Annotated in this window: 11 protein-coding genes; 4 read left to right on the plus strand and 7 right to left on the minus strand. The window is 64.7% G+C overall.

Going from position 1 to position 14,288, the window contains the following annotated elements; all coding sequences use genetic code 11:
• Nucleotides 1–62: 62 nt before the first annotated feature.
• The 3 genes from VHK65_02625 to VHK65_02635 all read right to left on the minus strand — a co-directional run bounded on the left by VHK65_02625 (nt 63) and on the right by VHK65_02635 (nt 4,817).
• Complete coding sequence (locus tag VHK65_02625; GenBank protein HVS05045.1) at nt 63–2,921, minus strand: AAA family ATPase; 2,859 nt, start codon at nt 2,919–2,921, stop codon at nt 63–65.
• 415 nt (nt 2,922–3,336) lie between these two features.
• The gene (locus tag VHK65_02630) at nt 3,337–4,149 is read right to left on the minus strand and encodes a hypothetical protein (GenBank protein ID HVS05046.1); all 813 of its coding nucleotides are present in this window, start codon (nt 4,147–4,149) and stop codon (nt 3,337–3,339) included.
• Nucleotides 4,146–4,817, minus strand: a complete 672-nt coding sequence (locus VHK65_02635) for an ABC transporter ATP-binding protein (protein ID HVS05047.1) — start codon at nt 4,815–4,817, stop codon at nt 4,146–4,148. The genes VHK65_02630 and VHK65_02635 overlap by 4 nt, the downstream gene beginning before the upstream one ends.
• Before the next feature lie 145 nt (nt 4,818–4,962).
• Here VHK65_02635 and VHK65_02640 point away from each other — a divergent pair, with 145 nt between their 5' ends.
• Nucleotides 4,963–5,127 carry a hypothetical protein gene (locus VHK65_02640; protein ID HVS05048.1) on the plus strand — a complete coding sequence of 55 codons (165 nt, stop codon included), beginning with the start codon at nt 4,963–4,965 and terminating at the stop codon, nt 5,125–5,127.
• Nucleotides 5,128–5,164: 37 nt separating this feature from the next.
• Here VHK65_02640 and VHK65_02645 read toward each other — a convergent pair whose 3' ends face one another.
• The gene (locus VHK65_02645) at nt 5,165–7,963 is read right to left on the minus strand and encodes a glycoside hydrolase family 2 TIM barrel-domain containing protein (GenBank protein ID HVS05049.1); all 2,799 of its coding nucleotides are present in this window, start codon (nt 7,961–7,963) and stop codon (nt 5,165–5,167) included.
• A gap of 1,284 nt (nt 7,964–9,247) precedes the next feature.
• On the minus strand, nt 9,248–9,580 hold the full coding sequence (locus tag VHK65_02650) for a hypothetical protein (protein ID HVS05050.1): 333 nt from the start codon (nt 9,578–9,580) through the stop codon (nt 9,248–9,250).
• 15 nt (nt 9,581–9,595) lie between these two features.
• Here VHK65_02650 and VHK65_02655 point away from each other — a divergent pair, with 15 nt between their 5' ends.
• A complete protein-coding gene (locus VHK65_02655) occupies nt 9,596–10,243 on the plus strand; it encodes a thymidylate synthase (GenBank protein ID HVS05051.1) in 648 nt (215 codons plus the stop codon).
• A 22-nt stretch (nt 10,244–10,265) separates the two neighbouring features.
• Here VHK65_02655 and VHK65_02660 read toward each other — a convergent pair whose 3' ends face one another.
• Complete coding sequence (locus VHK65_02660; protein ID HVS05052.1) at nt 10,266–10,439, minus strand: hypothetical protein; 174 nt, start codon at nt 10,437–10,439, stop codon at nt 10,266–10,268.
• Between the two features lie 103 nt (nt 10,440–10,542).
• On the opposite strand from VHK65_02660, the gene VHK65_02665 reads away from it, so the two are divergent.
• Entirely contained in the window at nt 10,543–12,660 is a 2,118-nt protein-coding gene (locus tag VHK65_02665; GenBank protein ID HVS05053.1) for an adenylyl cyclase, read from the plus strand.
• Between the two features lie 29 nt (nt 12,661–12,689).
• On the opposite strand, the gene VHK65_02670 is transcribed toward VHK65_02665, so the two are convergent.
• A complete protein-coding gene (locus tag VHK65_02670; GenBank protein ID HVS05054.1) occupies nt 12,690–12,974 on the minus strand; it encodes a GlsB/YeaQ/YmgE family stress response membrane protein in 285 nt (94 codons plus the stop codon).
• 130 nt (nt 12,975–13,104) lie between these two features.
• Here VHK65_02670 and VHK65_02675 point away from each other — a divergent pair, with 130 nt between their 5' ends.
• Nucleotides 13,105–14,277, plus strand: a complete 1,173-nt coding sequence (locus VHK65_02675; GenBank protein HVS05055.1) for a hypothetical protein — start codon at nt 13,105–13,107, stop codon at nt 14,275–14,277.
• The last annotated feature ends 11 nt before the right edge of the window (nt 14,278–14,288 follow it).

Below are 14,288 nucleotides of genomic sequence, written 5' to 3' on the forward strand. Positions count from 1 at the left end.
TCCTCTTCCGTTGAATGCCGCTATGGTGCGGCGACCGGCCGCTCCACGAAATAGAGGAATCCCTAGGAGTGCGCTGGCGTCCCCCCACTACGGCTGTCCCGCACGGGCGAGGAGGGAGATTCTTGCAGGCGTAGGGCAAGCTCCGTTCGCGATCGGAGCGCCAACTTGGTATAGATCCGCGTCAGATTCGCTTCGACGGCCTTGACGCTGACGAACATCGCACTGGCGATCTCGCGGTTGGTGCGACCCTCCGCGACCAGCCGTGCAACTCGCTCCTCGGTTGCGCTGAGCTCATCTGGCCCAGCGGGATGGAGGCCGAGACGCTGGGTTTCTGCCTCGACCTGGGCCGCCCATCCCAACGCCCCCAGGTTCTGAAAGAGTCCTAGGGCGCGCTCCAGGGAATCCCGCGATGCTCGCTTCTGCCGGGAGCGGCGCTGGATGTTGCCTTGTATAAGAAGCGTGCGTCCGAGTTCGAATGGCTCGACAAGCCGGTCATGCGCAACGAGCGCTTGCGCCAGCGCGATCTGCGCTCCGGCCAGGTCCCCATGCGCAGCGGCGAGCAATGCCCGGCACCTTGCGGCCATCGCAAGCGCCCAGGCTCGATTGAGCCGTCGCCCGCGCTCCTCTAGCGTTTCGAGCAGGTTCATGGCCTCCTCGAGTCGCCCAAGCGCAATCAGGGCCTCGATGGCATCGTGTCTGCTGCGAAGGACGGTCGGCTCGTCGAACCCTCCGCGCTCCTCGAGCTCGGTCACGCGTTGGAGCCAGCCGTTCGCGGACTCCGGATCACCACGTGAGAGCTCGATGAAGCCGAGCAGAGCCCAGATTCTGCCTTCGGCCAGGCGCGTTCCCGATTTCTTGTTGAGGGTCAGCGACTCGGTGGCGAGGCTGCAGGCGGTGTCCAGGCGACCGCGCCGAGCCATCACCAGGGCACGGGCGAGCAATAAGAGGGGGATGCGAAACAGCTGCTCGGTGCGTGCCGCCGCCTCCAGGCCGTCCGTTACGCAGCGATCTGCAAGGTCCAGGTCACCGGCCCGGCACTCGAGGTCGCTCACAAAGAAATAGAGAAGCGGCAAGGAGATGTCGAGGCCATGGTCATGCGCCTGTTGGCGCAAGGCGCCGAACGCCCGTCGAGCCAGGTCAGGCGTCTCTCCAAGCTGGGAAATCATCCAGGCCCATGCCATTCGCGGTGAATTCTCGAGCGGGAGATGCTGGGTGGCCCGTTCGACGGCCAGGCAGCGGTCAATCAGTTCGGGCGTTAGACCCTCTCCCGACATGTACCCCACCCACAGCACCGCCGTGCAGGCGAGCCCGACCACCGTCGGATCCGTTTGGGCCTCCGCCAGCTCGAGGGCAGCCTGGACATGGGCTTTCGCACGGCGCGCGTTGGCGCCGCCCCATGCAAACGACAGGCCAAGCGTGTGGTGGATTGCGGACTTGAGGGCAACATCGGAGCCGGCCTCCCCCAGGGCCCGATCCATGGCCGTGATCTGCTGCTCGACTTCCACCGTCGAGTGGCGAAACTCGCTGAGATACCAGAGCGCGCGAGCTCGCACTGGCCCGGCCGGTGCCGAGCGCTCGATCTCTTCCCACAGCTCACGCGCCCGCTCCGTGTTGCCCGCGAGATAGTGACACATCGCGCCGTCGGTCATCCGCCGCCACAACGCGTCGGGTTCGCCTGCCGGCGTCAGCCGTCGTGCCTCTTCAAGAAGGACGGCCGCTGTCTCCGGCGCACCGCGGGCACGCGCGCGCTGCGCGGCTTCGTCGATCGTCTGCGCAATCTCCTCGTCGGGGTCGGTGGTCGCGAGGGCCAGGTGCCGAGCCCGTTCCTCGACGTCGCTGACCACCTCAGCCAAGCGGCGATGTAGCGCACGCCGGTGCGCAGCTGATGCGGTCGCGTAGTGCACTGATGCCAGCAACGGGTGGGAGAACCGGACCCGATCGGCCTCGATTTCAATGACGCCTGCCCGCTCGGCGCGCTTCAGTTCGGCCTCGACCGTTTGCGGACTCTCCGCTGCCGACGTGATGATGGTCACGGTCGGACTCGAGAGCGCGGCCACCGTGAGGAGGGCGTCTCGGGTCTTACGCGGGAGACGTTCGAGCCGACCCTCCACCAATTCGCGCAGACTCTTAGGAACGGGGATGGTCCCTACTGGATGGTCGGTGTCCTGGGCCAGCAGATCGCGCGCGATCTCGAGGGCATAGAATGGGTTGCCCCCCGAGATCTGATGTAGCTGGACGAGCACTGGGCGAGGTAACTCGGCACCGAGACGCGAGCGAACCATGTGGTGCAGTGCCCCGAGGCTGAGTGGCGCCAGCTCGAGTCGGGAGAACCGATCGGCCGGGAGAGCCCGATCGAGTCCTAGGCTGACACTGCGATCCTCGCGTGTGCGCTGGACGAGAAGCACGCCGATCGGCTCGACCTGTAGCCGACGGATCGCAAATTGCAGCACCCGTGCGGATGGCTGATCGAGCCAGTGGGCATCATCGATCCCCAGCAGGACCGGCGTAGATTTCGCGAGCGTACGCAGGCTGGCGAGGACGGCGGCCGCGACCGCTCGCGAGTCCAGCGTTTCACCCGGCTCGGCTTCACGCAGAAGAGCAACTTCCAGGGCATGCCGCTGGGGGGCGGCCAGCGCCGAGAGGCTCTCCTCCACAACGCCTTCGAGGAGATCTGTCAGCGCGGCGTACGAGAATTTGGCTTCCGCCTCGGCCGATCGGCATGACAGCACCCGGAACCGCCTGGCGGCCTCCTCGAGCGACCAGCGCCAAACGGTGGTTTTTCCCATCCCGGGCTCGCCCTCGACGAGCAGCGCCTGAGGCCCTGCGGGGATGGCGTTGAGGAAGCCCGAGATGCGGACCAACTCCTCATCCCGGCCGAAGATGCTGGTCGCAGATGGGGCGGCCACCCGCCCGACATTCATCAGACCCCTCCCCGTCGAAGCACGGGCCCCCCGGTGAAGCTAACCTGCGATATCAGCGGTTGTCAAGCAGGCGGGCGTCCTTGCCGTGCGGGCCTGTGTCGCGTCTTGAACAAGCATTCGTATCAGCTTTGAAGGTTTCAGCGGGACAAGGTGTCGTTTCGTGTGGGCCTTGCTTGAGCGAGACGACTGAGGCCGGCGGTCCCAAGCAGACGGATCCGCGTAGCCGCATGGGTGCTCCTGTATGGAACCCTCAAATTGGTAGGCGCCCACCGAGCGTCCGCTGGAGCTCGACCGCTGAATACCAAGCGCCCAACTCGACGGGCAGGTGGAGTTCATAACTCGTACGGTTGGGGACACTCCCAGAACAAGTTATGAGCCGGGCCGCACACCGGCCTGGAATCAGGGCTAACCGGACTCATCTCGCCGCAGGCTGTGGGGCTGGCGCCAGGAAGACCGGTCGCGCCCGTGGCACCCGGGTGCGCCTGGCAAAGATCAGCATGCCCAGGCCAATGAATACCAGCGGCCAGACGAGAGCGACCCCTAGGTAATCCCATGGCACCATGTGCGTGAAGCCGCCGGCAACATACGCCTGGGTGGCTCCAAACGAGGGGAAATAGGTGAGGACGTCCTTGTTGGCCAACGGGTTGCCCACCGGGTTCTGCATGAACGTATCGATGAGGCTGACCATGATGATTACGAAGAAGCCCTCGAGCTCGCCGCGGACGAGCACGCCGAGGAGAAAGCCGAGGGCTCCGTAGGCGATGCCGGTCGAGGCCAGGCCAAGAAAGACGACCAGGACCGACTCCGGTCGGAAGAAGAGCAGCAGCACAAGTGTTGCGTAGCCGGTGACCGCACATGTGGCCACCGCCACTGCGGTGAGTTTGGCGGCCAGGAGGATGCGCTGCGGGTAGCCGCAGAGCACCAGGCGGTGGTCGAAGCTGATGCCTCGTTTGGTGGTGCTGAAGATGAGAAAGCCGACGATGATCGTGATCGCGTTCAGTCCCGCGGTGAGTACCGTAATCTCTTGCGAGTCGACGCTCAGGAAACCTCCCGTCGGACGGAAGCGGAACGAGACGGGGTCGTGCGGCATGATCGCCACCATCAGCACGTACCAGATCGGGACGAAGACGACGAGGAGGAAGAGCGCGGTTCGGTTGCGCAGATACTCCGCGGTGATGAAGCGAACCGCCGTGCGATAGCGGTGAGGATGCGGTAAGGGATGCCTCATGGCCTGTCCTCCTGAACCCGACCGGACCGGAGCCGCAGGATCCGGTCGAAACGCTCGCGCTCGAAGAGCAGATGGGACACCACCACGATCGAACGGCCCTCTTTGGTGAGATCCCCGACCAGCTCCCAGAAGCAGAGGTAAGTCTCCCAGTCGAACCCCTGGTATGGCTCGTCGAGGAGCAGCACCGGGGGACGCTGCATCAGCGCCAGGGTGAGATTCAGCTTCTGGCTGGTGCCTCCGCTGAGTGCCCTGACCGCGGTGGCGCGATACTCGGAGAAGCCGAGCCGGGCGATCAGCTCGTCGGCGTAGCCGAGGTCCAGGGTGTCATAGGCCGCGGCGAAGTAGGCCAGGTGCTGATCGACGGTCAAGGCCTCGTTGAGCACGGGTCGCTGCGGGCAGTAGCCGAGTGGAGCGTGGCGGATCACCGCGCCGCCAGTGGGGCGAAGCTCGCCGGCGAGGATGCGCAGCAGCGTCGACTTGCCCGATCCGTTCTCGCCGACGATTCCAACCAGGGTGCCGGGCGCGATGGCGAAGCTGAGGCCGTCGAGGACGGTCCGCCGTCCGTAGGCGTGGCGAAGGCCCTGTGCCTCGAGCACGCTGGCTGCCAGCGATGTCCGGGCCGCCCGCGGCTGGTCCGGCGGAGTGGTCACCATTCCCTGCACCGGCATGGGTGCAGCCTATGCCCGCCTCGTCCAGTGTGGAAAGGGCGCGGACATCCCTGTTGCTGCACATGCAGTCATCCGCTGCCTTCGCAGGGCAGCCCCGACGCAGGATGGTTGAACCGAGTCCATCGTTTTCGGGCACGGTGCCCCTTTGATCCCGGCGGCGGCCCGCGCCGAGGCGATCCGCGACATCACCGCCGCCCTCGAGGCGCGCCGCGACATCACCGCCGCCCTCGAGGCGCGCGAGCTCCCAACCATGGATTTCACGCGCTTTCCGCTCGACCGGATCGCTGCCGCCCACGATGCGGTCGAATGAAGCGCGGTCGGCAAAGTCCTATCGACATCCCCTAGCGTTAACTCCCCTCGCCCTGGATTAGATCCTCGAGCAGGACCGTGGCGACCGGCCCGCACTCGGGCGACAGCTTCAGGGTCGTGATCGTCATTTCGCCTCGACCCTGCCTGAAGGTCCAGAGCAGCGCGGCGGGGGCATGCAACCAGGCGACGAACACGCCGGCCGGCACCTCGTCCGCGTGCCGAAGCGGTTGATAGCCGCGCAAGACGTGGTCAGGGATTACCTCCTGATAGGCGAAGTCCAGCGGGTTGCGCTCCGGCAGGTCCGGGAAGCGTCCCGGCAGGATCCAGTTGAATGTGCTGATCCAGTCCCCCTCCCAGGGGTTTGGCGGATCGCAGTCTGGATCGGACATGCGACGCGGCCAGATCCGGACCTCACGCTCCAACGCGACCCCCCCTGGAACCGCGGCGCGGCTTCGCACCAGGAGGAGCACCCGTCCACCACCGTCGGCGAATTCCCGCGCCTCGGCTGTGAGCTCGGTCGTGATCAACAGCCGTGCTCCGTCGCGCGCGACCCGCTGATGGCCGAGCTCGCGCAAACGCTCGTCCAGTTTCCAGATGCCGAGCGGATCTTCGATCGCGATATGGCGCGAGGCTCCGGTGCGCTTCCGAGATGATGGCAGGACTGCCAGCGACCAGCTGCCCCGCGCCACCGCGCTGCCCTGCGCATCGACGCACGAGAGTCCAAGGTTCGCGCCGGTCTCCCCCGCCACCTCGGGCAGGCTGACGCGGAGCCGCACGCTGTGGTGCGTCCGGGCCGCGAGCGACGCAATCGGCAGCACGCCGTCGACCCGATGCCCGCCGTCGAGGGTCAGCGTCCAGGTGACCTGCAAGCCGGACTGGTGCGTGGCGGGTGACGCAACCACGATCTCGCATGTCACCTCGTCCCCTCCCCAGTAATCGCGACGGGGCAGGTCGGCGATCAGGACGGTTGGGCCATTCAGCTCCGCGAGGCGATCGTGAAAGACCTTGCGTCCCCTCGCCAGGTCGAGCAGCCCGTTCGCTTCCCAGTACGCGTCCGTCAACTCCGTGATGACATGGCCGCGGATCTCCGGGTGACGGCGCAATTCGCCGATCTCATACTGCAGCGCCTCGAACTGCCGCCACTGGGTGGCCGCCGCGAGCGCCGGCCAATCGCGCCAGATCCGCCCCAGCCCCAGGTCATGAAATCGCTGCTCGACGCCACCCGGCCGGCACAGTTGCCGCCCGGTCTCGAACCACCAGGGTGCCGTACCGTCGGCGTCGCGCATCCTCGAGATATCGGGCAGCCCCCAATTGCCGAACTCACTCATCATCAGCGGCTCGTCGCCTCGCGGGCGGGCGTCCCCGTATGGGCTCCACAGCCAAGCTGGCCGGCGGACCATGTCACCGACGAGGTTCCGCCAGCGCACCGCGCCATCCGGCATGGAAGAGTACGCGTGAAAGTCGGCGATGTCGGTCGCCAGGTGAAAGTTCGGCTTAGCGCTGGTATCGCAGGCGGAGTTGTCGACGACCAGGCGGGTGGGATCGAGCTGCTTCAGCCAGTCATACATCTCCAGCAGCCAGCGCCGGTCGCGCGCCTCCTCCTGCAGGCGCGTCCCCCAGTCTTCATTGATGATCGTCCAGATCACGATCGACGGGTGATGGGCCATCGCCTCCACCATCGCCTGCAGCGTCGCCTTCCCCCGGCTTGCCGCTGCCGTGCTGAAGCGGCTCCAGCTCGGCAACTCGCACCAGAGCAGCACGCCGGCCTCGTCGGCGGCATCGAGATAGGCAGGGTCGGGAACCTTGATGTGGCAGCGCACGAGATTCAGCCCCATCTCTTTCACCCGCTGAAATTGCTCGCGGTAGTAGGCCTGAGCATTGCCGGGCACCGACATACCGTCTGGAAAGACATCCTGGTCGAGCGCGCCGGATAGATAAATCGGTTCGTCATTCAAGAGAAAGTCGCCGTCGCGCGCCTCGATGCTGCGCATGCCGAACCGCATCGACAGCTCGTCACGAGCGCCGCGCTGGCTGAAGAGCTGAGCCCGCAGACGATAGACGTTGGGTGCGCCGATCCCCCACGGGCGTGGCGACGGCACGTCGAGGCTGGTCTCGCCGCCGTCGGCATCGGGAGGCACCGGGATCTCTTGCTCGGCGACCGCCTGTCCGCTCGGGTCGATGACGCGCAGCCGCAGACTGGCGGGCTCGTTGGCAGCGCGCACCGACCAGCTGACACGGACCCGGTGGTTTGGCAAATCGGGCCACACTTGCAGCCGCCGCAGCGCCGGTCGTGTCAGACATTCCATCTGGACCGATTGCCAGATGCCGCTCAGGCTCGTGTACCAGGTCTGCTTGCCGTGGGGGACCTCGGCCATCGGCAGCGCCGCCTGCCCCGAGACGACGACCTGGTCAAGCGGCAGCGTCGGGTAGTCGCGCAGCGCATTCAGCGGGCTGCTGACCCGGACCACCAGCTGGTTCTCGACCCCATGGTGGAGGGCCCCCGTGATGTCGATTTCAAACGGCGTATAGCCGCCTTCGTGGTCCCCGACCAGGATCCCGTTAAGCCAGATTCGCGCCATTAGCATCACGGCTCCGAACGTGATCAGAACCGTGCCACCCGTCCAGTCGGCGGGGATCTCGACGTTGCGCCGATACCAGCCGGTCACGATCCCGAAGCGACCGGGCAGCTGCGCCTCCCATGAGCCGGGCACGCTGATCGGCACGCCAGCCGGCAGCTGGTCGATGGTATGGGTCTCGCGCGGATCCGCAACGAACGCCCAGATCCCATCGAGATCCAGCACTTGCCGGCCCCAGGCGGCTGTCGGTCGCACCGTCATCCGATATATTCCAACACTCGGTGCACTACCGAAACCCGGTTTGGCCGGAGTACATGGCCGACCCGTTCATCCTCAGCTTCAGCTACCGAGGCAGCTACTACGCCTACGGGACGGGAAGCACCAATGTGATTATTCGTCCTGTCGCTGGGGTTGGCGCTCTAGCCGGGTTGGTCTTGGCCGCAAGCGCATTACTGCTCTTGTCTCGGTGAGCAATATTGAGCTCAGCGTCAGGAAGAGACCTGCGCTGCTAATAGTCAGATTCCGACCGAGGCGTGACCGGCGGCCCGTGCGAGTGGTCCACACGTGAAAGTAAAGTGCCAAACACGCGGCGTTGGCGATGAGAGCTGCGAGGAGCAAGAAGTACACGAATCGATCCATGTTGGGATCATCTCACCGAGCCTGCGGTTCGGGCTAGTTGGTGCCTCAGGCTGGCCTGCTTAGACGCGGGTGACGGGAGCGCCAGCCGCTATTTTCGGATAAGCCTTCCGGGCCTGCGAGTGACTGATCGACGAGCTGAAGAGGATCGTGCCGATCTCGAAGAAAGAGACCTACACCGAAGGCGAGGCCTGGCTCGACGATCGCACCTAATGGACTGCGGGGTGGTAAATACCAGTGTTTCGTAGCGTCCTGAAGTTCGCCTTTCTGTTGTTAGTTGTGACGGTACTTCCGGAAGTCCTCCTTATTCACATCCTCCCGACCACGTGGACGGTATGCCATCGTCGGCGTCGGCACGCTCGTGGGCTTGGCTTTGAGCTGTTTTATTGCCAGCCGCCTGGGATGGTTGACGGTCGGCAGGGGATGATTGTCGGGCGGGCTATTCCGACCCTATCTGGTCCAGCGCGCTTGGAGCGGCGGGTCCCAACAACACAAGAAATGGGCCAATTCGTGGGCCTGGACCTCACCGTTTTCAGCGATCCCCCGTGGGGCATCGCGCCACTTGCATTTCATCAGCTCAGTCCCGATCGTTTCACACGGACCCTTCTGGCGGCAAGCCATGCTTAGAATCCCGCGGGGCGCAGCATGGACAGCCGGCTACGCCTTCGGAATAGTGGTCGTTGGCGCTGGCCTCGCGTTCTTGACGCATATTCTGGTATTAGTCCCGGTGGCAGTGTTCTTCGGCGTCCTTTTCGTCTACCGAAGAAAGAAGGCCTAAGTGAGTCACCCAAGATAAGGGAAAACATCCGCGGTTGTGATTCACTCCTGATTCCTTCATGACCCATGCGAGCGCTGACGCGAGCTGCCCCTGCTCGTTGTGGTCCTCCAAGTGTTTGGTTAGCACCTCAGTCAAGGCGTGCGGGCCCAGTTCTGGAGCGTCAGCAGGCCGGAGCGGCCGCACGGATCTGAGATCAGCGTGAGGTGTAAGAGCCCGCTCGGAAGCGTCCACGTGTAGCGTCCAACGCCATCACAGCTGATGCCGTTGAAGAAGTCAATTTCGCTGTTATTGTCGACAAGGTTTCCGCTGCCTTGTTGTAGCTCCTTTCCGATATAGAGGTGGTACGCATTGGCTGCGAACGTGCTCATCCGGCCGTCACGTTCCGCCAGCCAACGCCGCACGCCGGCACGCCGGAGGCGCCGCAGTGGGACCTCTCCTTGATAATCCCCTGGTGTGCCGTTCATTTGGATACCAAACGCATGAGTGAGGTCTTCGTACCGGTGCGGATCGAAGTGATGACGCTGGGCGAGGCGTGGATAGCGATCGCGGCGGCGATTCTGAACGACGGTGTCGTCGGGAGCTGGGAGGGACTGCCAATCGTCGAGGTCTTCCGCGCGACGCTCGACGTGTATTCACCGAGCGTGGACGACCCGATCATTGCCCAGCATGGCGATCCCGAACGCCTGGCCTGGATGCATGCGAACTTTACTGAGGACTCCCAAGTGGCAGAGGTCGGTGACGCCGACAGCTATGCGACGCGGCTGTACGACTACGCCCACGCGGGCCGCGACCAGATCCGCTGGGTGATCGACCGACTAGCCGCCAATCCATGGACGCGCGACGCGACGGTCACGACGTTCCAGCCACTAACCGACACCAGCTACATCCCATGTGTCAGCCTGCTCGACTTCTGGCTCGTCGAGGGCAAGCTGCAGCTCGGCGTCTACGCTCTCGCGATCGACTTCGGAACGAAAGGCTACGCCAATCTCGTCGAGCTCGCGGCGCTACAAACTCGCGTGGCTAGCGAACTCGGCGTTGGGGTCGGCACGCTGACGATGACGGTGAAGTCGGCCCACATTTATCAGACCGAGCTCGGCCAGATGCGACGCATCATCGCGGGGACATAGGGTTAACCACGCCGAGGAGAACCTATCTAACTGACGGGCTGGCGACCAGGACCTTTTGCCCGCCACAGGACGGACACGCATGAACGGTCACGACCGTTGCGGCGACCAGGCTGACGGCGTGCCTTGTCACGGGGCGAACCATTTCCTGGCATCCCTCGCACAGAACGAGGTCGCTGTCGCTCTTCTCGTCAGGCACCGGTGAAAGCCTCAGTCAGAGGGTAGATCACTCCGGGAAAGGCGTCAAGGCTGCCCCAGCTTTAGAAGCGAGGAGCGTCGTCGGTACCAAGAATGCCGCCATCATGGGCACGGCGATATCGGCCCAAACGCCGAGCACCATCAATAGGGCCGCGATCAGCAGCCCGACGCCGGTCGGCCAAGGCGACGAAGAGGACTCGACCGACCAGGAGGATCGCGCTTTGCCGTCGTGCTCATGGCTACTGATTCTCGCCGAGATTGATGGTACGCACGGTACACGACGCGACCAGACGGCGCGGTGGTGGTTCATAATTTGGGTGGACGGCGGTTCAGGGGTTAGAGGAAGGGGCAATACGGTGGGGACATCCTTTTCACGGCGGCTTTTCAAGACCCTCGTCGCCGGCATCCTGGTTGTGGCGAGCTCCACCGCGGGGGCTTCGGCGGCGCTAGCCGAAGACCAGCATGGCTCGGCGCAGCCTGACTTCGGACCCAACGTCTTCGTCTTCAGCCCCAGCACGCCACAGAGCGAGATCCAGGCAAAGGTCGATGCCGTGGCCAGCCTGCAGGTCTCCAACCAGTTCGGAACACAACGTTACGCGCTGCTTTTCAAGCCGGGCACCTACGGATCGAAGGCCAATCCCCTCAGTTTCCAACTCGGCTACTACACCGCGGTAGCGGGCCTTGGTCTCTCACCCAACGACGTCGTCATCAACGGCTCGATCGATGTCTACAACCAGTGCGCTGGCAACTTCTGCACCGCGCTCAACAACTTCTGGCGCTCGATGTCCAACCTCACGATCAACGTAACCAAGCCGGCCGGTTGCCGAGAGCGCGAATTCTGGGCAGTCTCGCAGGCGGCCCCAATGCGACGGGTCCAGGTCAATGGCCCGTCGACCCTGATGGACTATTGCACCGGTCCGTCCTACGCGAGTGGCGGCTTCATCGCCGATTCGGGGTTCAGCGGCCTTGTGGTCAACGGTTCGCAACAGCAGTGGATGACGAGAAACAGCACGCTGGGCGGCCCCTGGACCAACGCGGTCTGGAACCAGGTCTTCTCCGGCGTCGTCGGCGCGCCGGCCCAGAGCTTTCCGAATCCGCCCTACACCACGTTGCCGGCCAGTCCGGTGACCCGCGAGGCCCCCGTCCTCTACGTGGACTCGCGCGGCAACTACAACGTGTTCGTGCCGGCGGTGCGGCGCAACTCGGTGGGCACGACCTGGGGCAGTGGCCCTGCCGCCGGTTCGTCCATCCCGCTGGAGCGCTTTTTCGTTGCCCTCCCGAGTGACTCGGCCCGCACGATCAACCGGCAACTGGCGAGAGGCAAGAGCCTGCTTCTTACCCCAGGGATCTATCACCTGGACCGAAGCATCCAGGTCGGGCGCGAGGGCACCGTCGTCCTGGGTCTTGGCTTCCCCACATTGATTCCGGAGGACGGGACCGTTTCCGTGAAGGTCGTCAACGGCGTTGTCCTTTCCGGGCTGATCTTCGACGCCGGGCCGGAGAACTCTCCGGTGCTGCTGCAGGTGGGGACTCAAGACGACAACCCGGGCGAGGATAACGCCTCGCGATCGGCCCAGTCGGGCAACGAGAATGGTGGAAGATTTGCTGGCCCGACCTCGCTGCACGACATCTTCTTCCGCATTGGCGGTGCCACACCCGGCAGAGCGACGACCAGCCTGGTGGTCAACAGCGACAACACCATCCTCGACAACATCTGGGCCTGGCGCGCCGACCACGGCAGCGGCGTCGGCTGGACCAGCAACACGGCCGATACTGGTGTCGTCGTCAACGGTGACAACGTGATCGCCTACGGCCTATTCGTCGAGCACTACCAGAAGACCGAGGTGATCTGGAACGGGAATGGCGGCACCGACGTCTTCTTCCAGAACGAGATGCCGTACGATCCGCCGAGCCAGGCGGCGTGGATGGAGGCGCCCGCTGTCGACGGCTGGGCGGCGTTCAAAGTTGCCGGCGAGGTGGATCGCTTCGCCGGTTACGGGATGGGCAGCTACAGCTTCTTCAACCAGGGTGTCAACATCTACGCCGCGCACGCGTTCGAGGTTCCGACGACCCTCCCGCCGTCCAGCCTCCACGACCTGCTCACCATCTTCCTCGATGCCACGCACGGGAAAGGCGGCATTTTGCACGTTGTGAACGACGCGGGCGGATCGTCGACAATCGCCAATCCGGACGTCCCGGTGACCGTGGTTGCCTACCCCTGATGCCAGATAGGAGCCGAGCGATTGTCGCTTTAGGAGCGCTTGCGGTCGGACTGCGTCTTCGAGCGTGAGACGACCGATAAGACGAAGATGATGGCGGCCGCGCCCAGGATGGCCGTGAGGACGGGCACGCCGCCGGCGGTCATGTCGCCCGGGATCTTCCAGCGGAACATTTCGACGAGGAGCCAGGAGCCGATCAGGGCCCCAAAGATCGCTCCTACCAGACCGTACGGCAGTCGACCCTGGGTCATCCGCTCGGCGACGAAACCGCAGACCGCAGCGATAAGGACGAGCACGACCAGGTTCTCAAGGTTCATTCAATAGCCTCCACCGCGAGTAACCGCAGGGCTTGATGCCTCCTGTTGCTGGCGGCCATCTTCCACAGAGTTGTGGCCGCGCCGCGACTGGCTCGTCACGGGCGAACGTTTTGCCTTATCGTTGGCCATCGTGCGCAACCGGGCACGCAGCGTGGGAATCGCACTCCTCGTGATCCTCCTGGTCGGGTGCGGCCAGCCCTCCCTGACGTCTAGTCCGACCGCGAGCACGGGCCCTTCGCACGCCGCCTCGCCGTCACCCACCCCGCTGTTCGGCTTTCCGGTGGCGAGCGGGGTCACCTGTCGGGACCTGAGATCTCTCGGCCTGGAACGGGCGCTGCTGTACGCCTCCGATCAAAACCAGCCGGATCGGCGCGATGTGGTCCTGTGCGATGCTCGAGATACCGCGCGTCCCAGGAGTCTCCAGGCGCTCGTTGGCTCCTCTGATCAGCGCTTTCTCGGCAGGGACCTGATCGGCTACGTTGCTCTCAAGGGCGGCGGACCGTCATCGCCCACCGACCAGTTCACGTCGGTTGTGACGACTCTCAACCTGACAACCGGCCAGACCGCGGAGCTCGCCAGCAGCCGGGGCGTGGCATTGGCCGCCGGCTGGAGCGCTGATGGCTCGATGGTTGCCTACTTCACCGATTCCGGAGGGGTCCATCACTTCTGGTTGAAACGAGGAGGCGCGGCCCCAGTCGCCTTCAGCACGCCGGCGCAAGTCGCGGGAAGAGGCGGGTCACGAGACGATATGCTCCTCGTCGCGTTCTCCCCCGACGGCCAATACGTTCTCGTGGTCGACACGTTCGTCTATCGTTTACAGCTCTTTCGGACATCGGACGGCACCATGGTGTACGCGGCGCCGTCAGGCGGTGCCGGCGGCCTGCGCACCGGGGCGGTGTGGGCCCACACCGGCGACCGCTTCTACTTCCGCAACAACAGCGGCGTCTACCAGTGGGACGCGTCCTCTGGCATCTCCAGCTTCATCCCGGGCCTCAGTTGGAGTACCCCGTCGCTGACGACTGATGACCGGTTGGTCGCGTATGCGCTCGGAACGAATACCGCGCCTCACGTTGAGACACGCCTGATGAGCTCCGGCGCCACGACGGCCTATGCACCGTGGCGAGACTCGCCGGTCTTCGTCGCTCCGACGACACTCCTCGCCCACGAAGAGGCGCCGTGCGATAACTGCATGGGCATCTACAACTGGACGGGGAAGACGCTGCTCGTCCACACGGACACGCGTGCCGAGTCAGACCTGGGGATCACCGGGTGGCTATTCGGCGCCTTCTGGCCGAACAACTAAGCACCCCGCAA

The organism is Candidatus Dormiibacterota bacterium (assembly GCA_035544955.1).
Classification (GTDB): Bacteria; Chloroflexota; Dormibacteria; order CF-121; family CF-121; genus CF-13.